We start from the raw sequence: 19254 nt of genomic DNA, 5'->3' as shown, positions 1-19254 counted from the left end.
TTGGGCCAATGCTGTTAAACACTGGCCTATGCACAAACGGCATAATGAAGGTGTGACCCAGCTATCATGGCGGGCGTGTGTGCCAAAATGGTGCATACCCGTGGGAGGAAGTGATGAACCTTGAGAGCAAATGGCTGGAAGACTTCAGCGCCTTGGCGGCCACCCGCAGCTTTTCCCAGGCGGCAGAGCGACGCTTTGTTACCCAGCCGGCGTTCAGCCGTCGTATTCGCAGCCTGGAAGCTGCGCTGGGCTTGACCTTGGTCAACCGCTCGCGCACGCCAGTCGAATTAACGGCGGCGGGGCAGTTGTTCCTGGTGACTGCGCGCACGGTGGTCGAGCAACTCGGCGAAGTGCTGCGCCATTTGCATCACCTGGAAGGCGGGCAGGGCGAAGTCATGCAAGTGGCGGCGGCGCATTCCCTGGCATTGGGCTTCTTTCCACGCTGGATCGCGCAACTGCGCAACGAAGGCCTGAACATCGCCACGCGACTGGTCGCCACCAACGTCGGTGACGCCGTGCACGCCCTGCGTGAGGGCGGCTGCGATTTGATGCTGGCGTTCTACGACCCGGATGCCGCCATGCAGATGGATCCGGAGATCTTCCCGTCGCTGCACCTGGGCAATACCGAAATGCTCCCGGTGTGCGCCGCCGATGCCGAGGGCAAGCCGTTGTTCGACCTGGAAGGCGAGGGCAGTGTGCCGCTGCTGGCCTACAGCGCCGGCGCATTTCTCGGGCGCTCGGTGAACCTGTTGCTGCGCCAGCGCGCACTGCGTTTTACCACGGTGTACGAAACCGCCATGGCCGATAGCCTCAAGAGCATGGCGCTGGAAGGCCTCGGCATTGCCTGGGTGCCGCAACTGAGCGTGCGGGCCGAACTGGCGCGCGGTGAACTGGTGGTGTGCGGCGGCCCGCAATGGCATGTGCCGCTGGAGATTCGTCTGTATCGCTGCGCGTTGGTGCGCAAGGCGAACGTGCGGTTGTTGTGGCGTAAACTTGAAGGTGGTGCTGCGGGGGCGACTTCTGGATGAGCAGGTGAAGTCGCCGACGCCGACGTCTGATGTACATCTGGTGTGTCAGCTGAACTTGCTTAGATAGGTGCGGATGTTTGTTCGGTTCTTATCGCTGAAGCGGTAATCGTTTGCGTGCATTGTTGAAACACTACTATCGTTCATGACAGTTTCATACCACCAAGGGAAATGATAGTTAACTTCGGCGTCGCTTGGTTTGGCGCCGAACATAAGCCCTACGGCGTGGGCAATTCCCCTGTCGTCATTCAATGCAGCAATGCCGGCGTCCAAGCCCGGAGCGCCTGATCCAGGGTGACCGTCTTCACTTTTTGGCGTTATAAACAAGTATTTTTTGAGTTCTTCCGAGTTGTCGGTAGCGTGTTGCTTCTGTTGGCGCTTCAAATAGTCGACCTGTGAGTTCAGGTCGCTGAGCTTGTCGCCGCCTTTGCTGAAGCCACGCAGATGTGAGTAATGATCGACGTTGAACTTGACCTCGCGCCCAGCATATTTTTTAAATTCAGACTGGATCAGGTTGAAGTTTTTTTGCATTCGGTCTTCCTGCGACTGAGTAAGCCTGATGCTCTCATGCAAAATAACTTGTATTTCAACAGGTTTTTTTTCAGTGCTGGCAAGTACAGGGCTGTTAACTTTTGCAACTTGCCAGAAGTCAAAGGGTGATCTGTGAATGGATTGCATGACTAGCGCTCTCTATCGACTCAAAGGCTTATTTAATAAATCAATCACGCCGGGCATGTAAAACGCTTACTTGTTAACATGTGTGTTCAAGTGTTTATTTCCTACAAATTGTTGCTCAAGAACGCTGTTCGATCTTTCGAGCACATTCGGAGCGTCGTCAGCGCCGGCCTGACTTTTAAGTCAGTTTGTGCGATTGGTCAGGCCTGTGACGGGCGGTCTTCCAAGGGGCTGTTTATCTGGATTATTACGGTATACTGCGCGGCCTTCGGCCGGTCTAACCGGCCTTAATTCGTACACCAAGCCACGCCGGATTTCCCGCGTGGCTTGTTGTTTTTTGACGCGCCTGCGGGCGCCCAGAGAGAAGAGGCACGACGATGAGTGCATTGGTTGGCGTGATCATGGGCTCCAAGTCCGATTGGTCCACCCTTAGCCACACCGCCGATATGCTGGAAAAACTCGGCATTCCGTATGAAGTGAAAGTGGTCTCTGCCCACCGCACCCCGGATTTGCTGTTCCAGTATGCCGATGAAGCAGAATCCCGTGGCATCGAGGTGATCATCGCCGGTGCCGGCGGTGCGGCGCACCTGCCAGGCATGTGTGCGGCCAAGACCCACCTGCCGGTGCTCGGTGTGCCGGTGCAGTCGTCGATGCTCTCGGGCGTGGATTCGCTGTTGTCCATCGTGCAGATGCCCGCCGGTATTCCGGTGGCCACCCTGGCAATCGGCAAGGCCGGCGCGATCAATGCTGCGTTGCTGTCCGCCAGCATCCTGGGCGCCAAGCACCCGCAGTTCCATGCGGTGCTGAAAAAATTCCGTGCTGAGCAGACAGACAGCGTGCTGGACAATCCAGACCCACGCATCGCCTGAGGTTATTGACGATGAAGATCGGTGTAATCGGTGGCGGCCAATTGGGCCGCATGCTGGCCTTGGCGGGAACCCCGCTGGGGATGAACTTCGCTTTCCTGGACCCGGCGCCCGACGCGTGCGCGGCGGCCCTCGGCGAGCACCTGCGGGCTGACTACAGCGACCCGGACCATCTGCGCCAATTGGCTGACGAAGTTGACCTGGTGACCTTCGAGTTCGAAAGCGTCCCGGCCGAAACCGTGGCCTTCCTGTCGCAGTTCGTACCGGTGTACCCGAGCGCCGAAGCCTTGCGCATCGCGCGTGACCGCTGGTTCGAGAAGAGCATGTTCAAGGATTTGGGCATCCCGACGCCGGCGTTCGCCGACATCCAGTCCCAAGCGGACCTGGACGCCGCCGTTGCCAGCATCGGCCTGCCGGCTGTGCTTAAAACCCGCACCCTGGGTTACGACGGCAAGGGCCAGAAAGTCCTGCGCACGGCTGCCGATGTGGTCGGCACCTTCGCCGAGCTGGGCAGCGTCGCCTGCCTGCTGGAAGGCTTCGTGCCGTTCACCGGTGAAGTCTCCCTGATCGCCGTGCGTGCGCGTGATGGCGAAACCCGCTTCTACCCGTTGGTGCACAACACCCACGACAGCGGAATCCTCAAGCTGTCCGTGGCCAGCACCGACCATCCGTTGCAGGCTCTGGCCGAAGACTATTCCAGCCGCGTACTTAAGCAACTGGATTACGTCGGCGTGATGGCGTTCGAGTTCTTTGAAGTCGACGGTGGCCTCAAGGCCAACGAAATCGCCCCGCGTGTGCACAACTCCGGGCACTGGACCACCGAAGGCGCCGAGTGCAGCCAGTTCGAAAACCACCTGCGGGCGGTGGCTGGCTTGCCGTTGGGCTCCACGGCCAAGGTCGGTGAGAGCGCCATGCTCAACTTCATCGGTGTTGTACCGCCAGTGGAAAAAGTCATCGCCATCGACGACTGCCACCTGCATCACTACGGCAAGGCCTTCAAGGCCGGGCGCAAGGTCGGCCACGCCAACCTGCGCTGCAAGGACCGCGCGACCCTGCAAGGGCAGATCCTCAAGGTCGAAGCGCTGATCGCCGAGCAATAACCCGGGGGTCGGCGGGAACCATTGGTTGCCGCCGTCTCTCTGATTGCAGGATGGCAAAGCCTGACTAGGCTTTGGCATGACTCACATTCAATTCAGAGGGAAATGCCATGGGTATCATCGGAACCATTTTTATCGGCCTGATCGTCGGTCTGCTCGCGCGTTTCCTCAAGCCTGGCGACGACAGCATGGGCTGGATCATGACCATCCTGTTGGGTATCGCAGGTTCCCTGGCCGCCACTTACGGTGGTCAGGCCCTGGGCATCTACCAGGCGGGTCAAGGCGCAGGCTTTATCGGTGCGCTGATCGGCGCCATCGTGTTGCTGGTGATTTACGGTCTGTTGCGTAAAAAGTAATTAAGCGACAAAGCCCTCTGCGCTGCGCAGGCGCAGAGGGCTAGAATGCTCGGCATCTGAACTTGCCGAGCTTTTTCATGCGCCGTCTTTTATTCACACTCCTCCTGTTGGGCTCAGGCCTGGCGCACGCCGGTGAACTGCCGGAAACCGATTGGCTCGACCTGATGCCGCTGTCAGATCAGAAAGCCCTCGAAGCCATGCCCGAGATCGACCACAACTCCCCCGAAGCCCAAGGCACGTTCACTGACAAAGGTGGCCTGAAGCAGAGCAAGGGCTTGCCGGCGGTGATGTATTCGACCAAGACCGTGGCCGCCATGAACGGCAAGAATATCCGTATCGGCGGCTACCCGGTGCCGTTGGAAACCGATGCCAAAGGCCGCAGCACGCTGTTCTTCCTGGTGCCTTACCCAGGCGCCTGCATCCATGTGCCGCCACCGCCCCCTAACCAGTTGGTGCTGGTGCGTTATCCCAAGGGGTTGAAGCTGGATGATATCTACACGCCGCTGTGGGTCACGGGCACGTTGAAGGTGGAGAAGGTCAATAACGATTTGGCGGATGCGGCGTATGCGCTGGATGCTGGGAAGGTGCGGGTGGTGAAAGAGTCCGATCTCTAGATCATGACGCAGAACCCAATGTGGGAGCGGGCTTGCTCGCGAAGGCGTAGTGTCAGTCAATATAACGTTGACTGGTCCACCGCATTCGCGAGCAAGCCCGCTCCCACATTTTGATCAGCGTTTACTACAGGGCGATACGGGTGATGCTCACGCCCAAAGTATGGCTTTCACCCGGCGCCAGGCTCACCACATCATCCAGCACATTTGCTGTCTCGATGCACAACATGCCCTGCCAGCCATCATCGGCCATGTCGTCGAACGCCTTGGCGCGCTCGGTCCAGGGGTTCCAGATCACCGTCGAGTTCGAGCCCCGGCTGGTCAACTGGAGGCGGCGCTGCCAGTCTTTATCGACAATGTTCAACTGCGCCGGGGTATTGAGGTAGATACGGTCGGTCTCGGCCGTGAAGTGCAGCAAACCGGATTGCTGTTTGTTGCTCCAGCCGTCGGCGGTATCGATATACGCCAGCCCATCCAGGCCTTCGACCTGTACGTTGCGCACGTCGCTCACGGCGAAATAGGTGTGCAGCGCCTGGCTGAGGCTTACCGTATCGGTGCCACGGTTGTGGCTGGTCAGGTGGATATGCAGTTGATCGTCGAGCAGCAGGCTCAGCTTCAGGTCGACCTGATGGGGCCAGCCGGGAAAACCGCCCGCAGGCACCGGCAATACCAGGTCGACGCGCAATGCATCGCCTTCAATCGTGGTCCCGGCCAATTCCCAGCGCGCGGTCCGTACAAAACCGTGGGCGCCGGCAGGTTGATCGCTCTGGCGCATCGCTTTTACGCTGTGCGGGTTGCGGTCGAACACACCGAACCACGGCCAGCACACCGGCACGCCGGTACGGATGCCTTTGCCTTGTTTGAACACCGCCTCGGGGTTCGGCCAGATCAACGGCTGCTCGCCCTGGCGCTGGTAACTGAAGATATGCGCGCCCTGTTGGGCCACCTGCAGTTCGGCGCCGTTGTGACGGATGCGCCAGCAGTCCAGCTCGTCGACTTTCACGGTTTCAACGTGGGGCGTAGGCATACAAAGCACTCTTGATGGCAGGCAATGGGGCAATTGACCGTCAAAACCCAGCGAGGTTTAACGTGCGCGTGACGGCACCGAGCGCGTGCGGCCGCTGCCATCGATGGCGACGAACACAAACACCGCCTCGGTGACCTTGCGCCATTCGCTGGACAGCGGGTCATCGCTCCAGACTTCGACCATCATCTGGATCGAACTGCGGCCGATTTCCAGGGCCTGGGTATAGAAGGACAATTGCGCGCCCACTGCCACCGGTACCAGGAATGCCATGCGATCAATGGCCACGGTGGCCACGCGGCCGCCGGCGACCTTGCTGGCCATGGCCGTGCCGGCCAAGTCCATCTGCGCGACCAGCCAGCCGCCGAAAATATCGCCAAAACCGTTGGTTTCACGCGGCAGGGCGGTGATTTGCAGAGCGAGATCGCCTTGCGGGATAGGATCTTCTTGTTCGAGTTCGATCATGCCGAGGGTGCCTCTGACCCGTGACGCTTCATGGGTATTTCAAGTGGATAGCCGTCTTCCGGAAAAACGTTTCAGCACCAACATACACCGCTCGATACGTTTCTCATAAGGCGTACTAAAGGGAAACTCTGCCAAATCGGCTGGATGGCACCCAACGACGTTTTGGCACAGCAGCCCGTCAAGACAGCGGGTTTGGCGCTTGCACGGGCCGAGTATATCGAGACCCTGGCGCCACGACGACCTCCCGGCACTCATTTGGTCGGCAAATCGCGGCTGTAATGCGGCTTTTTCGCGTAACTGTGCTTCTGGTGGCAAATAAAGCGCAGGAACGAGGAATAACGCGCGCCTTTAAACTGTTATTCGGTGGGCGCTGTGCTTTTTCAAGCGATTTGCTATCTTGCCAGACCCGCCGCAAGTCCCGGGCTTGCCGTCACTACTATAAGAGAAGCCTTGCCATGTCCTCCGTGCCCGCAAGCAGTGCGCAACCGTCGCGCCCGCTGACCCGCAACGACTACAAAACCCTGTCACTGTCTGCCTTGGGCGGGGCGCTGGAGTTTTACGACTTCATCATCTTTGTGTTTTTCGCCACCGTGGTCGGAAAACTGTTTTTCCCTGTGGACATGCCGGAATGGCTGCGCATGATGCAGACCTTCGGCATCTTCGCCGCCGGCTACCTGGCGCGGCCGTTGGGCGGCATCATCATGGCGCACTTCGGCGACTTGCTGGGTCGCAAGAAGATGTTCACCTTGAGCATCTTCATGATGGCCGTGCCGACCTTGATCATGGGCCTGCTGCCGACCTATGCGCAGATCGGCCTGTGGGCGCCGCTCCTGCTTCTGTTGATGCGCGTTATCCAGGGCGCGGCGATTGGCGGCGAAGTACCCGGCGCCTGGGTGTTCGTCTCCGAACACGTACCGCCGCGCCATATCGGCTACGCCTGCGGCACCCTGACCAGCGGCCTCACCGCCGGCATCCTGCTTGGCTCGCTGGTGGCTACCGCCATCAACAGCCTTTATAGCCCGGAGCAAGTGTCGGATTACGCCTGGCGAATCCCGTTCCTGCTGGGTGGCGTGTTCGGCCTGCTCTCGGTTTACCTGCGCCGCTGGTTGCATGAAACGCCGATCTTCGCCGAAATGCAGCAACGCAAAACCCTGGCTGCCGAGCTGCCCCTGCGCGCCGTATTGCGCGACCACCGTGGCGCCATCGTGCTGTCGATGTTGCTGACCTGGTTGCTGTCGGCCGGTGTTGTCGTGGTCATCCTGATGACCCCGACGGTGCTGCAAACCGTCTATCACTTCAGCCCGACCATTGCGCTGCAAGCCAATAGCCTGGCCATCGTCACCCTCAGCCTGGGCTGCATCGCCTCCGGCGCCCTGGCCGACCGCTTTGGCGCCGGCCGTGTGCTGGTTATTGGCTGCTTGTTGCTGTTGGCGACGTCGTGGACGCTGTACCACAGCCTGATCGATCACCCGAACTGGCTCTTCCCGCTGTACACCCTGACGGGCCTGTTTGTCGGTGTGATCGGCGTGGTGCCTTACGTGATGGTGAAAGCTTTCCCACCCGTCGTGCGCTTCAGCGGCTTGTCGTTTTCCTACAACGTCGCCTACGCCGTATTTGGTGGTTTGACGCCGTTGGCGGTGTCGCTGCTGATGAAGGAAAGCCCAATGGGCCCTGCTTACTATGTCGCCGTGCTGTGTGTCATGGGGACGTTGGTGGGTGGGTACCTGTGGAAGCGTGGGCGGTAAGCCGCCATTTGAGGGGCGTTCCTACGCAGCTGCGTAGGAACGCTCATAGATTACAGAGTATTTCTGAAACACCGCTTCAAGCGCTTCAACCTCCTCGCAAGCCCCGATTTTATTGACCTTTGCCCTTCCTGTCAGGTTTTTCATAAATGCTGGCCTTTCATCTAATTGTCACATTGCAGACATAGAGTGTTCACACGGCCTACCGATACTTGGCCCCGATCCAACTATCCCTATCTGCTAGGAGCAAGGCATGAAACTGAAGCGTTTGATGGCGGCAATGACTTTTGTCGCTGCTGGCGTTGCGACCGCCCACGCGGTGGCCGCTGGTGTTGACCCGGCAATTCCGGCTTACGCCAAGACCACCGGTGTCTCGGGCAACTTGTCCAGCGTTGGTTCCGACACCCTGGCTAACCTGATGACCCTGTGGGCTGAGTCCTACAAAAAGGAATACCCGAACGTCAACATTCAGATTCAGGCTGCCGGCTCCGCCACTGCACCTCCTGCGCTGACTGAAGGCACCTCTAACCTGGGCCCGATGAGCCGCAAAATGAAGGACACCGAACTGGCGGCCTTCGAGCAGAAGTACGGCTACAAGCCAACCGCTATCCCGGTGGCTGTGGATGCCCTGGCCGTGTTCGTGCACAAGGACAACCCAATCCAGCACCTGACCATGGAACAAGTCGACGCGATCTTCTCGTCTACTCGTCTGTGCGGTGCTAAAGCCGACGTGAAAACCTGGGGCGACCTGGGTGTGACCGGCGACCTGGCCAACAAGCCGGTGCAACTGTTCGGTCGTAACTCGGTATCCGGCACCTACGGCTACTTCAAAGAAGAAGCCCTGTGCAAAGGCGACTACAAGCCAAACGTGAACGAACAACCAGGCTCGGCTTCGGTCGTGCAGTCGATCAGCTCCTCGCTGAACGGCATCGGTTACTCGGGCATCGGCTACAAGACTGCAAGCGTGAAGACTGTGGCCCTGGCCAAGAAAGGCAGCACTGACTTCATCGAAGACAGCGAAGAAAACGCCCTGAACGGCAAATACCCGCTGTCGCGTTTCCTCTACGTGTACGTCAACAAAGCCCCGAACAAGCCTCTGGCCCCGCTGGAAGCTGAGTTCGTGAAACTGGTTCTGTCCAAACAGGGCCAGGAAGTGGTCGTCAAAGACGGCTACATCCCACTGCCAGCCAAAGTTGCCGCCAAGGCCCTGGCTGACCTGGGTTTGAAAGAAGGCAACTAAGCCTGCAAGACCTGGTGTAGACGCATGTTGTTCTGTGGGAGCGGGCAAACCCGCTCCTCCACTCACCGTCTACACCTCTTATTTTTTAGTCCGCTGCCAGCTCTGCTCCGCGGCGGATTTCTTGCGTCACTGCATTGTCATCTTTCTGTCATACAGGATCGCTAGGGTGTGCGCATGAATGATCTGGCCAATTCCACCATGACGACGACTTCTCCCCCCAAGCGCATTGATTTCAATACGCCTGAGCTGCAACGCAAGCGCCGTATTCGCGCGCTTAAAGATCGCCTGACCCGTTGGTACGTGTTGATCGGCGGCCTCGCCGTCCTCGGCGCTATCACGCTGATCTTCTTCTTCCTCGCTTATGTCGTTGCGCCGTTGTTCCAAGGTGCTTCGCTGACCAAGGAAGACGCGCTGACGCCCGCCTGGATTCAGGACGCCGGCAAGCCGCTGATGATCTCCCTCGAAGAACAGAACCAAGTCGCCATGCGGGTTTCCGACAAGGGCCAGGCGCTGTTCTTTAATGTGGACACGGGTGCCGAGCTCAAGCGTGTCGACTTGCCGCTTCCGGCAGGCACAAGTGTTGCTTCGATTGGTGAAGACCAGCCGGGCAGCCCGCTGGTGATCCTCGGCTTGTCGAATGGCCAATCCCTGGTGTTCCGCCACACCTATAAGGTGTCCTACCCGGACGGCAAGAAAACCATTACGCCTGCGGTTGAATACCCTTACGGCGAAACGCCCATCGTGCTCGATGATGCCGGTCGTCCATTGGAGCACGTCGCCCTCAATGCCACCGACTCGACGCTGGTGGTCGCCGGTTCGGCCGGTTCGCACTTGAACGTGCTGGCCCTGAGCCGTGAAGAAAACATGATGACGGGCGAAGTCACCAGCGAGCAGAAGCGTATCGAGCTGCCGCAAATGACCGAGCCGGTGAAGGCGATCTTCATCGACCCACGCCAGCAATGGCTGTATGTGATCAACGGTCGCGCCCTGGCGGATGTGTTCAGCCTGCGCGACAAGAGCCTCAACGGGCGCTACAAACTGCTCGAAGACGGCGACGCCGAAATCACTGCCAGCACCCAGCTGGTGGGCGGTATCTCGCTGATCGTCGGCAACTCCAAGGGTGGCCTGGCGCAGTGGTTCATGGCGCGCGACCCGGATGGCGAACAGCGTCTGAAGCAGATCCGTACTTTCCAGATGGGCACTACGCCGATTGTGGAAATCACCGCTGAAGAACGTCGCAAAGGCTTCACGGCGCTCGATGCGTCCGGCAAGTTCGGCGTGTTCCACAGCACCGCGCACCGCACCCTGTTGGTCGACCCGGTGGTCGATGGCCAAGGTGTGTTCGGCATGTCGCCACGTGCCAACCGTGTGATCGTCGAAGCCGGTGGCAAGCTGCAACCGCTGCTGCTGGACAACCCGCACCCGGAAGTGTCCTGGAGCGCGCTGTGGAGCAAGGTCTGGTACGAGAACTACGACGAGCCTAAATACGTCTGGCAATCGACGGCCGCCAACACCGACTTCGAACCTAAGATGAGCCTGGCGCCGCTGACCTTCGGTACGCTGAAAGCCGCGTTCTACGCCATGCTGCTGGCCGCGCCACTGGCTGTCGCCGCTGCGATCTACACCGCTTACTTCATGGCCCCGAGCCTGCGCCGCAAGGTCAAGCCGGTGATCGAACTGATGGAAGCGATGCCGACGGTGATCCTCGGCTTCTTCGCCGGCCTGTTCCTGGCGCCGTATGTGGAAGGGCATCTGCCGGGGATCTTCAGCCTGCTGATGCTGTTGCCGATTGGCATCCTGGTCGCCGGTTTTATCTTCAGCCGCCTGCCTGAGTCGATCCGCCTGCGTGTGCCCGACGGTTGGGAAAGCGCCATTCTGATTCCGGTGATCCTGTTTGTGGGCTGGCTCTCGCTGTACATGAGCCCGTACCTGGAAACATGGTTCTTCGGCGGCGACATGCGCATGTGGATCTCCCATGACCTGGGTATCACCTACGACCAGCGCAACGCCCTGGTCGTCGGTTTGGCCATGGGCTTTGCGGTCATCCCGAACATCTACTCCATCGCCGAAGACGCCGTGTTCAGCGTGCCGCGCGGCCTGACCCTGGGCTCCCTGGCCTTGGGCGCCACGCCATGGCAGACCATGACGCGCGTGGTCATCCTGACCGCCAGCCCGGGGATTTTCTCGGCGCTGATGATCGGTATGGGGCGCGCCGTCGGCGAGACCATGATCGTGCTGATGGCCACCGGTAACACCCCGGTGATGGAGATGAACCTGTTCGAAGGCCTGCGCACCCTGGCGGCCAACGTTGCAGTGGAAATGCCTGAGTCGGAAGTCGGTGGTAGTCACTACCGCGTGCTGTTCCTCTCGGCGCTGGTGCTGCTGCTGTTCACTTTCATCATGAACACCCTCGCCGAGCTGATTCGTCAGCGTCTGCGCAAGAAATACTCGTCGCTTTAAGAAAGGTAGAAGTCTGTGAAACAGAACTCCCTGAATGGATGGTTCAAGAGCGGCGCCCCCGGCGTCTGGATCAGCGGTGGCGCGGTGTCCATCGCGGTCATCATGACCATTGGTTTGCTGGCTGTGATTGCCGTGCGCGGTTTGGGCCACTTCTGGCCGGCTGACCTGATCCAGGCCAACTACACCGTGCCGGGCCAGGAAAACCATATCGTCATCGGCGAAGTGGTGCAGAAGGAAGAAGTACCCCGCGAGCGCCTGAAAAGCGCTGGCCTGCCGGTACCGGACCAAGGCCCGGAATTCATGACCCGCGAGCTGATCAAGGTCGGCAACCGTGACTTGAACGGCAACGACTTCACCTGGATCGTCGGCGAGTGGCTCAAGGACCAGACCAAGCCTGCCAATCTGATGACCATCGAGCGCCGTGAGTGGGGCAACTTCTACGGCACGCTGGTCAACGTTAAGCAGGATGGCAAGGTGATCGCCGAAGGCGAGGCTGCGTGGCCGGAGCTGCAAGCCCGCGTCGACCGCGTGAACAAGTTGGCTGCCCAGCTCAAGAGCCTGGAAAAAACCGATATCGGCGCGATCAACGCCGGGTTGGAGCGCATCCGTCTGCACGGTCGCAAGCTGGAGCTGGAAGGTAAGCTCGATGCTACCGCCCAAGCGGACATGGATTCGGGCCGCGCCGAACTGAACAACCGCTACAAGGACGTCGAAGCGCGCCTGGCCGACTTGCACGCCCAGTTCAACCGCGACAGCCTGACCGCTCGCGACGGCAACGGCAAAGAAGTCGAAATCGGCATCGGCAAAGTGGTGCATGCCTACCAGCCGAACGCCATGGGCACGCTGACCAAGGTCAGCTTCTACTTCAGCAAGGTCTGGGAATTCCTCAGCGACGACCCACGGGAAGCCAACACCGAAGGCGGGATCTTCCCGGCGATTTTCGGCACGGTGATGATGACCCTGATCATGGCGATGATCGTGACCCCGTTCGGGGTGCTGGCGGCGGTGTACCTGCGTGAATACGCCAAGCAGAACGCCCTGACCCGCATTATCCGTATCGCCGTGAACAACTTGGCCGGCGTACCGGCCATCGTCTACGGCGTGTTCGGCCTGGGCTTCTTTGTGTATGTGCTGGGTGGCTCGGTCGACCGTTTGTTCTTCGCTGAAGCTCTGCCGGCGCCGACCTTCGGTACGCCTGGCCTGTTGTGGGCTTCGCTGACCCTGGCGTTGCTGGCGGTGCCGGTGGTGATTGTCGCGACCGAAGAAGGCCTGGCGCGGATTCCTCGCACGGTGCGTGAAGGTTCGTTGGCACTGGGCGCGACCAAGGCGGAAACGCTGTGGAAGATCGTGCTGCCAATGGCCAGCCCGGCGATGATGACCGGCATGATCCTCGCCGTGGCCCGTGCCGCCGGTGAAGTGGCGCCGCTGATGCTGGTCGGTGTGGTGAAACTGGCACCGTCGCTGCCGCTGGATGGCAACTACCCGTACCTGCACCTGGACCAGAAAATCATGCACTTGGGCTTCCATATTTATGACGTCGGCTTCCAGAGCCCCAACGTCGAAGCCGCACGACCGCTGGTATACGCCACCGCCTTGCTGCTGGTGCTGGTGATCGCCACGCTCAACCTGTCGGCGGTGTGGATTCGTAACCACCTGCGCGAAAAATACAAGGCGCTGGACAGCTGATCTGAATTGAACGCGGACTAAATGTGGGAGCGGGCTTGCTCGCGAATGCGGTGTATCAGAAACACATGTGCTGGCTGACCCACCGCTTTCGCGAGCAAGCCCGCTCCCACATGGACCGCGTAACACACAGATTTTTGAGTAGACCGCCCCGGCGGTCCAACACAACGAATTGGTAGCACAGGGAGCATCCCATGCAACATGAAACCCCTACCCACGGCATCAACATGTCGGCCTTGGGTCGCGACAAGCAGAGCCTGAGCCTGGCCCAGGAAACCGTGGCCATCGAAGTACCGGGCTTGAGCCTGTACTACGGTGAAAAGCAGGCGCTGTTCGATGTCAGCATGAACATTCCCAAGCAGCGCGTGACCGCCTTTATCGGCCCGTCCGGCTGCGGCAAGTCCACGCTGCTGCGCACGTTCAACCGCATGAATGACCTGGTGGACGGTTGCCGCGTAGAAGGTGCAATCAACCTCTACGGCAGCAACATCTACCGCAAGGGCGAGGACGTGGCCGAGCTGCGCCGTCGTGTGGGCATGGTGTTCCAGAAGCCGAACCCGTTCCCCAAGACCATCTACGAAAACGTGGTCTACGGCCTGCGTATCCAGGGCATCAACAAAAAACGCATCCTCGACGAAGCGGTGGAGTGGGCCCTGAAAGGCGCGGCGCTGTGGGAAGAGGTCAAAGACCGCCTGCACGATTCGGCACTCGGCCTGTCCGGTGGCCAGCAGCAGCGTCTGGTGATCGCGCGTACCATCGCCGTGGAACCGGAAGTCTTGCTGCTCGACGAACCGTGCTCGGCACTTGACCCGATCTCGACACTGAAAGTCGAAGAGCTGATCTACGAGCTCAAGTCCAAGTTCACCATCGTCATCGTGACCCACAACATGCAACAGGCGGCGCGGGTTTCCGACTACACCGCGTTCATGTACATGGGCAAACTAGTGGAGTTCGGCGACACCGATACCCTGTTCACCAATCCGGCGAAGAAGCAGACCGAAGACTACATCACCGGTCGCTACGGCTAGTACGCGGTGGTTCTGATTGCACTGAATGCTGCGGTTCTCCGCACCTTACCGGACGTTCCAAGGACGCCAACATGATTAGCAAAGAAGGCCTTACCCATCACATCTCCGCGCAGTTCAACGCCGAGCTTGAGGAAGTGCGCAGCCACCTCCTGGCGATGGGCGGGCTGGTGGAGAAGCAAGTCAACGATGCCGTCACTGCGCTGATCGAGGCCGACTCTGGCCTGGCCCAGCAAGTGCGCGAGATTGATGACCAGATCAACCAGATGGAACGCAATATCGACGAAGAATGCCTGCGCATTCTGGCGCGTCGCCAACCGGCGGCGTCTGACCTGCGTTTGATCATCAGCATCTCCAAGTCGGTAATCGACCTGGAGCGTATTGGCGACGAAGCCACCAAAATCGCCCGCCGCGCCATCCAGCTGTGCGAAGAAGGCGAAGCACCGCGCGGTTATGTGGAAGTGCGCCATATCGGTGACCAGGTGCGCAACATGGTGCGCGACGCTCTCGACGCCTTTGCCCGTTTCGACGCCGAGCTGGCGTTGTCGGTGGCGCAGTACGACAAGACCATCGACCGCGAATACAAGACTGCACTGCGCGAGCTGGCCACCTACATGATGGAAGACCCGCGCTCTATCTCGCGGGTCTTGAACATTATTTGGGTGCTACGCTCTCTGGAGCGGATCGGCGACCACGCGCGCAATATCTCGGAACTGGTGATTTACCTGGTGCGCGGTACCGACGTACGGCACATGGGGCTCAAGCGCATGAAAGCCGAAGTTGAAGGCACGGCCGATCAAATCCCTAATGTTCCGGGCGAATCTGACGATAAGTAAGGTTGCCCGAGAAATTAACGCCCGGCCTTTGGTCGGGCGTTTTTGTTTGCGGTATCTGAATATTTTGCGCAGCAGGAGCAATATAGTCCTTCTGCGACCAGCGAGTTTTGGCAAAATGCCATCAGTCAGGCGTTTTGTGTGCCGAAGTTTTTATAGGATGAAGGGTCGATGAGTAAAGTCAGTGTGTTGGTGGTGGATGACGCCTCGTTTATCCGCGACCTGGTGAAGAAGTGCCTGCGCAACTACTTCCCCGGGATCAAGATTGAAGACGCGGTGAACGGCAAAAAGGCGCAAACCATCCTGATGCGCGAGACCTTCGACCTGGTGCTGTGCGACTGGGAAATGCCCGAGATGTCCGGTCTTGAGCTGCTGACCTGGTGCCGTGAGCAAGCCCATTTGAAGGCCATGCCCTTCGTGATGGTGACCAGCCGTGGCGACAAGGAAAACGTGGTCCAGGCGATTCAGGCCGGGGTTTCCGGCTATGTCAGCAAGCCGTTCACCAACGAGCAGTTGCTGAACAAGGTCAAACAGGCCCTGCACAAGATCGGCCGCCTCGACGCGCTGGTCGCCAGCGCGCCGACCAAGATGAACTCGGCCTTTGGCAACGACTCCCTGAGCGCCTTGACTGGCGGCAAGCCTGAAGCGGTCAAAGCTGCTCCTGTGGCGGCGCCGAGCAAAGGCCTGCTTAACAGCCAGCCGGTGCAGGCGGCTCCGGCTGCTTCGCCGGCAGGTGGGCGTGGCCAGGGCCAACTGCGCCTGTCCAGCGGCACCCAGCAATGTGTGATCAAGGCGCTGAGCATCAAGGAGGCGCTGCTGGTGGTGCGTCGCGGTGAAGTGCTGCCTCAGGTGCTGGAAAGCGCGGTACTGGACCTTGAGCAAGGCGACAACGCCGAAGTCGCACGCCTCAACGGCTACCTGCACGCGATCGTCGCCTACGAGCCGAGGCCGGACAGCGACTGGCTGCAACTGACCTTCCGGTTTATCGACCAGGATGCGCAGAAGCTCGACTACATCTCCCGCCTGATCGCGCGCGGCACGGCGCAGAAGCATTTTGTGCCGGGTGCGTGATCTACACCGCGCCCCATAACCAATGTGGGAGCGGGCTTGCTCGCGAAGGCGGTGTATCAGTCAACATCTTCGATGACTGACACCCTGCTTTCGCGAGCAAGCCCGCTCCCACATTTTGATCTTCAGTGTTTAGCCGAAGGTGTTGTTGCTCAATCGAGCAACAGCACCTTGGCCAACACGATCTTCGGCCCTTTCATCTTCTTGATGATGATGCGCAAGCCTTCAACTTCCAGCACTTCTTCCTCTTCCGGCACCCGCTTGAGGGTGTCGTAGATCAAACCGGCCAGGGTTTCGGCTTCGATGTGGTCCAGGTCGACGCCCAGCAGGCGTTCCACCTTGAACAGCGGCGTATCGCCACGCACCAGCAGTTTGCCCGGCTGGTAGGCGAGGATGCCGCGCTCGGCCTTGCGGTGTTCGTCCTGGATATCGCCGACCAACACTTCCAGCACATCTTCCATGGTCAGGTAGCCGATGATCTTGCCATCGGCTTCTTCCACCAGGGCGAAGTGCGCGCCGCCTTTGCGGAACTGCTCCAGCAACTGCGACAACGGCATGTGCCGCGACACGCGCTCCAGCGGGCGGGTCAGCTCGGCCAGGTTGAACGACTCGGGGATGTGGTCCAGGGCCGCCAGTTCCAGCAGCAGGTCCTTGATGTGCAGCAGGCCGACGAACTCGTTGCGCACCGCGTCGTACACCGGGTAGCGACTGAATTTGTGACGGCGGAACAGCGCCAGGATTTCCTTGAGCGGGGCGTTGAAGTCCAGGGTCACCAGGTCTTCCCGGGAGTTGGCCCAGTCCACCACTTCCAGTTCGCCCATTTCCACCGCAGAGGCGAGCACGCGCATGCCCTGATCGCTCGGGTCCTGGCCACGGCTTGAGTGCAGGATCAGCTTGAGTTCTTCGCGGCTGTAATGGTGCTCATGGTGTGGGCCAGGCTCGCCTTGGCCGGCGATACGCAAGATGGCGTTGGCGCTGGCGTTGAGCAGGTAGATCGCCGGGTACATCGCCCAGTAGAACAGGTACAACGGCACTGCCGTCCACAGCGACAGCAACTCGGGTTTGCGAATCGCCCAGGATTTGGGTGCCAATTCACCGACCACGATGTGCAGGTAAGAAATCACGAAGAAGGCGGCAAAGAACGACACGCCCTTGATCACTTCAGGCGATTGCACGCCCACGGCGCCCAGCAACGGCTCGAGGATGTGCGCAAAGGCCGGCTCACCGACCCAGCCCAGGCCCAGGGAGGCGAGGGTGATACCCAGCTGGCAGGCCGACAGATAGGCGTCGAGCTGGCTGTGCACGGTGCGCAGGATCTGCCCGCGCCAGCCGTTTTTGTGGGCGATGGCCTCGACTCGAGTGGCGCGCAATTTGACCATGGCAAATTCCGCCGCAACGAAGAAACCGTTGAGCAGTACCAGGATCAGTGCAAAAAGAATCATGCCGAAGTCGGCGAAGAGTGTGGCGAGGGTGATACCAGGGGAAGGGTCCATGATGGGGTTTTGCAGGTTCCGTGTGTTCAATGAGGGATGACAGGAGGGCCTGAAAAGCAGGCGCAAGTCGGCCAATGTAGCGGCTGGCGGGGCGCTTGCCTAGTGCCCGCTGCCGGGCGGGGCCTGGAATACATACGTCCACACGCGGCATGTCCAATGTGGGAGCGGGCTTGTTCGCGAAGGCGGTGGGTCAGCCAACACATTCATAGCTGACCTGCTGCCTCCGCGAGCAAGCCCGCTCCCACACTCAGTCCAGCGTCGTTTTCGGGTTATTCCTCGGTGTCGATCACCCGCGAGCGGGTCACCTGCGCTGGCGGAAAGTGGCAGGTAAAGGTGCTGCCATGGCCCAGCACGCTGCTGATTTCCAGCCGTGCACGGTGGCGCAGCAGCACGTGTTTGACGATGGCCAGGCCCAGCCCGGTGCCGCCGGTGTTGGAGTTGCGGCTGGAGTCGACGCGGTAGAAGCGCTCGGTCAGGCGGGGCAGGTGCTTGGCGTCGATGCCGATACCGGAATCCTGCACGCTCAGGTGTGCGCCGTGCTCGTCAGCCCACCAGCGGATGCGGATATTGCCCTTGTCCTGGGTGTACTTCACGGCGTTGAACACCAGGTTGGAAAAAGCGCTGCGCAACTCGCCCTCACTGCCTTTGAGCAAAACCAGCGGGTCGGCTTCCAGACTGATCTGCTGCCCGCGTTCACCGGAAAGCGCCTGGGCGTCGTTCTTGATGGTCTGCAACAGGCTTTGCACCGCCACCGGATGGTTATCCGACGGGTAGTCGGTGGCCTCAAGCTTGGCCAGCAACAGCAGGTCGTTGAGCAGTGTCTGCATGCGTGAACCTTGCTGTTGCATCTGTTGCAGGGCTCGGCTCCAGCGCGGGTTGATCTCGTCGACGTTGTCCAGCAGCGTCTCCAGGTAGCCACAGATCACCGTCAGCGGCGTGCGCAGCTCATGGGACACATTGGCGACGAAGTCTTTGCGCATTTGTTCCAACTGGTGGATGCGGGTGACGTCGCGCACCAGCATCAGGTGTTCGTTGTTGCCGTAGCGGGTCAGGTACAGCTGGATACGCACACGGTCGTTGGTGGGCGAAGGGATTTCCAGGGCTTCTTCGTAGTTTTCCTGCTCGAAATACTCTTTGAAGCGCGGGTGGCGCACCAGGTTGGTCACCGGCTGGCCACTGTCCTGAGGCGTCTTGAGGCCCAGCAGGGTCTCGGCGGCGCGGTTCCACCATTCCAGGTTGCCGTCGCTGTCGAGCATGATTACCGCGTCTTTGAGCGCGGCGGTGGACTCCTGCACACGGTCGATCACCGCTTGCAGGCGCCCGCGTACCCGTTGGTCGCGGCGTTGCAGGTGGTAGATGCTGTCGAACACCTCGCCCCACAGGCCGTAGCCATCGGGTGGTGCTTCATCGGGTTTGTGTTGGCGCAGCCATTCATGCAGGCGGAGCAGCTGTTTGAGCGTCCAGCCCAGATACAGGCCGATACCGACGGCCAGGCTCCAGCCGTAATAGCCGCTGACCAGGCCTACCACCAGGCAGCCGGTGATCAACAGCAGCATGTGGCGGATCAGGGTGCCATGCCAGTTCTGGTTCA

17 protein-coding genes are annotated in these 19254 nt (G+C 60.0%); 12 read left to right on the top strand and 5 right to left on the bottom strand.

All coding sequences use genetic code 11. The features are described 5' to 3' along the window. Window positions 1-113 precede the first annotated feature (113 nt). On the top strand, window positions 114-1028 hold the full coding sequence (locus tag A7D21_RS05075) for a LysR substrate-binding domain-containing protein (protein WP_053258713.1): 915 nt from the start codon (window positions 114-116) through the stop codon (window positions 1026-1028). Between the two features lie 45 nt (window positions 1029-1073). Here A7D21_RS05075 and A7D21_RS05070 read toward each other — a convergent pair whose 3' ends face one another. Further along, complete coding sequence (locus A7D21_RS05070) at window positions 1074-1703, bottom strand: hypothetical protein (protein WP_069551181.1); 630 nt, start codon at window positions 1701-1703, stop codon at window positions 1074-1076. A gap of 374 nt (window positions 1704-2077) precedes the next feature. Here A7D21_RS05070 and purE point away from each other — a divergent pair, with 374 nt between their 5' ends. The 4 genes from purE to A7D21_RS05050 all read left to right on the top strand — a co-directional run bounded on the left by purE (window position 2078) and on the right by A7D21_RS05050 (window position 4633). Then, the gene (gene purE, locus A7D21_RS05065) at window positions 2078-2569 is read left to right on the top strand and encodes a 5-(carboxyamino)imidazole ribonucleotide mutase (RefSeq protein WP_003195648.1); all 492 of its coding nucleotides are present in this window, start codon (window positions 2078-2080) and stop codon (window positions 2567-2569) included. An 11-nt stretch (window positions 2570-2580) separates the two neighbouring features. Next, window positions 2581-3666 (top strand): 5-(carboxyamino)imidazole ribonucleotide synthase, encoded by a 1086-nt coding sequence (locus A7D21_RS05060; RefSeq protein WP_053258711.1) that lies wholly within the window; start codon window positions 2581-2583, stop codon window positions 3664-3666. A gap of 107 nt (window positions 3667-3773) precedes the next feature. Beyond that, window positions 3774-4019, top strand: coding sequence for a GlsB/YeaQ/YmgE family stress response membrane protein (locus A7D21_RS05055; protein ID WP_053258710.1), 246 nt, complete (start codon window positions 3774-3776; stop codon window positions 4017-4019). Between the two features lie 77 nt (window positions 4020-4096). Next, window positions 4097-4633 carry a DUF3299 domain-containing protein gene (locus A7D21_RS05050; RefSeq protein WP_017135795.1) on the top strand — a complete coding sequence of 179 codons (537 nt, stop codon included), beginning with the start codon at window positions 4097-4099 and terminating at the stop codon, window positions 4631-4633. A gap of 124 nt (window positions 4634-4757) precedes the next feature. Here the strand turns inward: A7D21_RS05050 and A7D21_RS05045 are convergent, their stop codons facing one another. After that, a complete protein-coding gene (locus A7D21_RS05045) occupies window positions 4758-5657 on the bottom strand; it encodes a D-hexose-6-phosphate mutarotase (protein ID WP_053258709.1) in 900 nt (299 codons plus the stop codon). 57 nt (window positions 5658-5714) lie between these two features. Continuing rightward, window positions 5715-6119, bottom strand: a complete 405-nt coding sequence (locus A7D21_RS05040; RefSeq protein ID WP_003176975.1) for an acyl-CoA thioesterase — start codon at window positions 6117-6119, stop codon at window positions 5715-5717. A gap of 455 nt (window positions 6120-6574) precedes the next feature. Here A7D21_RS05040 and A7D21_RS05035 point away from each other — a divergent pair, with 455 nt between their 5' ends. From A7D21_RS05035 to A7D21_RS05005, 7 genes are all read left to right on the top strand, one after another. Then, window positions 6575-7864, top strand: coding sequence for an MFS transporter (locus A7D21_RS05035; protein WP_053258708.1), 1290 nt, complete (start codon window positions 6575-6577; stop codon window positions 7862-7864). Window positions 7865-8114: 250 nt separating this feature from the next. Further along, on the top strand, window positions 8115-9101 hold the full coding sequence (locus A7D21_RS05030; RefSeq protein WP_053258707.1) for a phosphate ABC transporter substrate-binding protein PstS: 987 nt from the start codon (window positions 8115-8117) through the stop codon (window positions 9099-9101). A gap of 426 nt (window positions 9102-9527) precedes the next feature. Continuing rightward, window positions 9528-11561 (top strand): ABC transporter permease subunit, encoded by a 2034-nt coding sequence (locus A7D21_RS05025; protein ID WP_171902594.1) that lies wholly within the window; start codon window positions 9528-9530, stop codon window positions 11559-11561. 15 nt (window positions 11562-11576) lie between these two features. Then, on the top strand, window positions 11577-13247 hold the full coding sequence (pstA, locus tag A7D21_RS05020; RefSeq protein WP_053258705.1) for a phosphate ABC transporter permease PstA: 1671 nt from the start codon (window positions 11577-11579) through the stop codon (window positions 13245-13247). A gap of 191 nt (window positions 13248-13438) precedes the next feature. After that, on the top strand, window positions 13439-14272 hold the full coding sequence (gene pstB, locus A7D21_RS05015; protein WP_053258704.1) for a phosphate ABC transporter ATP-binding protein PstB: 834 nt from the start codon (window positions 13439-13441) through the stop codon (window positions 14270-14272). A gap of 71 nt (window positions 14273-14343) precedes the next feature. Next, on the top strand, window positions 14344-15105 hold the full coding sequence (phoU, locus tag A7D21_RS05010) for a phosphate signaling complex protein PhoU (protein WP_053258703.1): 762 nt from the start codon (window positions 14344-14346) through the stop codon (window positions 15103-15105). A 168-nt stretch (window positions 15106-15273) separates the two neighbouring features. Beyond that, window positions 15274-16173: a response regulator gene (locus A7D21_RS05005; RefSeq protein ID WP_053258702.1), complete on the top strand. Its 900-nt coding sequence runs from the start codon at window positions 15274-15276 to the stop codon at window positions 16171-16173. A 149-nt stretch (window positions 16174-16322) separates the two neighbouring features. On the opposite strand, the gene A7D21_RS05000 is transcribed toward A7D21_RS05005, so the two are convergent. Beyond that, on the bottom strand, window positions 16323-17663 hold the full coding sequence (locus A7D21_RS05000; RefSeq protein ID WP_053258701.1) for a hemolysin family protein: 1341 nt from the start codon (window positions 17661-17663) through the stop codon (window positions 16323-16325). A 269-nt stretch (window positions 17664-17932) separates the two neighbouring features. Beyond that, on the bottom strand, window positions 17933-19219 hold the full coding sequence (gene phoR / locus A7D21_RS04995; protein WP_207201206.1) for a phosphate regulon sensor histidine kinase PhoR: 1287 nt from the start codon (window positions 19217-19219) through the stop codon (window positions 17933-17935). Between the last annotated feature and the right edge of the window lie 35 nt (window positions 19220-19254).

The sequence above is a fragment of the Pseudomonas sp. AP19 genome, from assembly GCF_001728855.1.
GTDB lineage: Bacteria > Pseudomonadota > Gammaproteobacteria > Pseudomonadales > Pseudomonadaceae > Aquipseudomonas > Aquipseudomonas fluorescens.
This window is presented reverse-complemented; position numbering and strand designations above follow the sequence as displayed.

What these genes read in the sequence shown, in the direction of transcription:
- A7D21_RS05035 (WP_053258708.1), top strand. Translation starts at nt 6,575, where the DNA reads ATGTCCTCCGTGCCCGCAAGCAGTGCGCAACCGTCGCGCCCGCTGACC.
- A7D21_RS05050 (WP_017135795.1), top strand. Translation starts at nt 4,097, where the DNA reads ATGCGCCGTCTTTTATTCACACTCCTCCTGTTGGGCTCAGGCCTGGCG.
- A7D21_RS05075 (WP_053258713.1), top strand. Translation starts at nt 114, where the DNA reads ATGAACCTTGAGAGCAAATGGCTGGAAGACTTCAGCGCCTTGGCGGCC.
- A7D21_RS05060 (WP_053258711.1), top strand. Translation starts at nt 2,581, where the DNA reads ATGAAGATCGGTGTAATCGGTGGCGGCCAATTGGGCCGCATGCTGGCC.
- A7D21_RS05045 (WP_053258709.1), bottom strand. Translation starts at nt 5,657, where the DNA reads ATGCCTACGCCCCACGTTGAAACCGTGAAAGTCGACGAGCTGGACTGC.
- phoR (WP_207201206.1), bottom strand. Translation starts at nt 19,219, where the DNA reads ATGCTGCTGTTGATCACCGGCTGCCTGGTGGTAGGCCTGGTCAGCGGC.
- A7D21_RS05040 (WP_003176975.1), bottom strand. Translation starts at nt 6,119, where the DNA reads ATGATCGAACTCGAACAAGAAGATCCTATCCCGCAAGGCGATCTCGCT.
- A7D21_RS05005 (WP_053258702.1), top strand. Translation starts at nt 15,274, where the DNA reads ATGAGTAAAGTCAGTGTGTTGGTGGTGGATGACGCCTCGTTTATCCGC.
- A7D21_RS05055 (WP_053258710.1), top strand. Translation starts at nt 3,774, where the DNA reads ATGGGTATCATCGGAACCATTTTTATCGGCCTGATCGTCGGTCTGCTC.
- A7D21_RS05030 (WP_053258707.1), top strand. Translation starts at nt 8,115, where the DNA reads ATGAAACTGAAGCGTTTGATGGCGGCAATGACTTTTGTCGCTGCTGGC.
- A7D21_RS05070 (WP_069551181.1), bottom strand. Translation starts at nt 1,703, where the DNA reads ATGCAATCCATTCACAGATCACCCTTTGACTTCTGGCAAGTTGCAAAA.
- purE (WP_003195648.1), top strand. Translation starts at nt 2,078, where the DNA reads ATGAGTGCATTGGTTGGCGTGATCATGGGCTCCAAGTCCGATTGGTCC.
- phoU (WP_053258703.1), top strand. Translation starts at nt 14,344, where the DNA reads ATGATTAGCAAAGAAGGCCTTACCCATCACATCTCCGCGCAGTTCAAC.
- A7D21_RS05000 (WP_053258701.1), bottom strand. Translation starts at nt 17,663, where the DNA reads ATGGACCCTTCCCCTGGTATCACCCTCGCCACACTCTTCGCCGACTTC.
- pstB (WP_053258704.1), top strand. Translation starts at nt 13,439, where the DNA reads ATGCAACATGAAACCCCTACCCACGGCATCAACATGTCGGCCTTGGGT.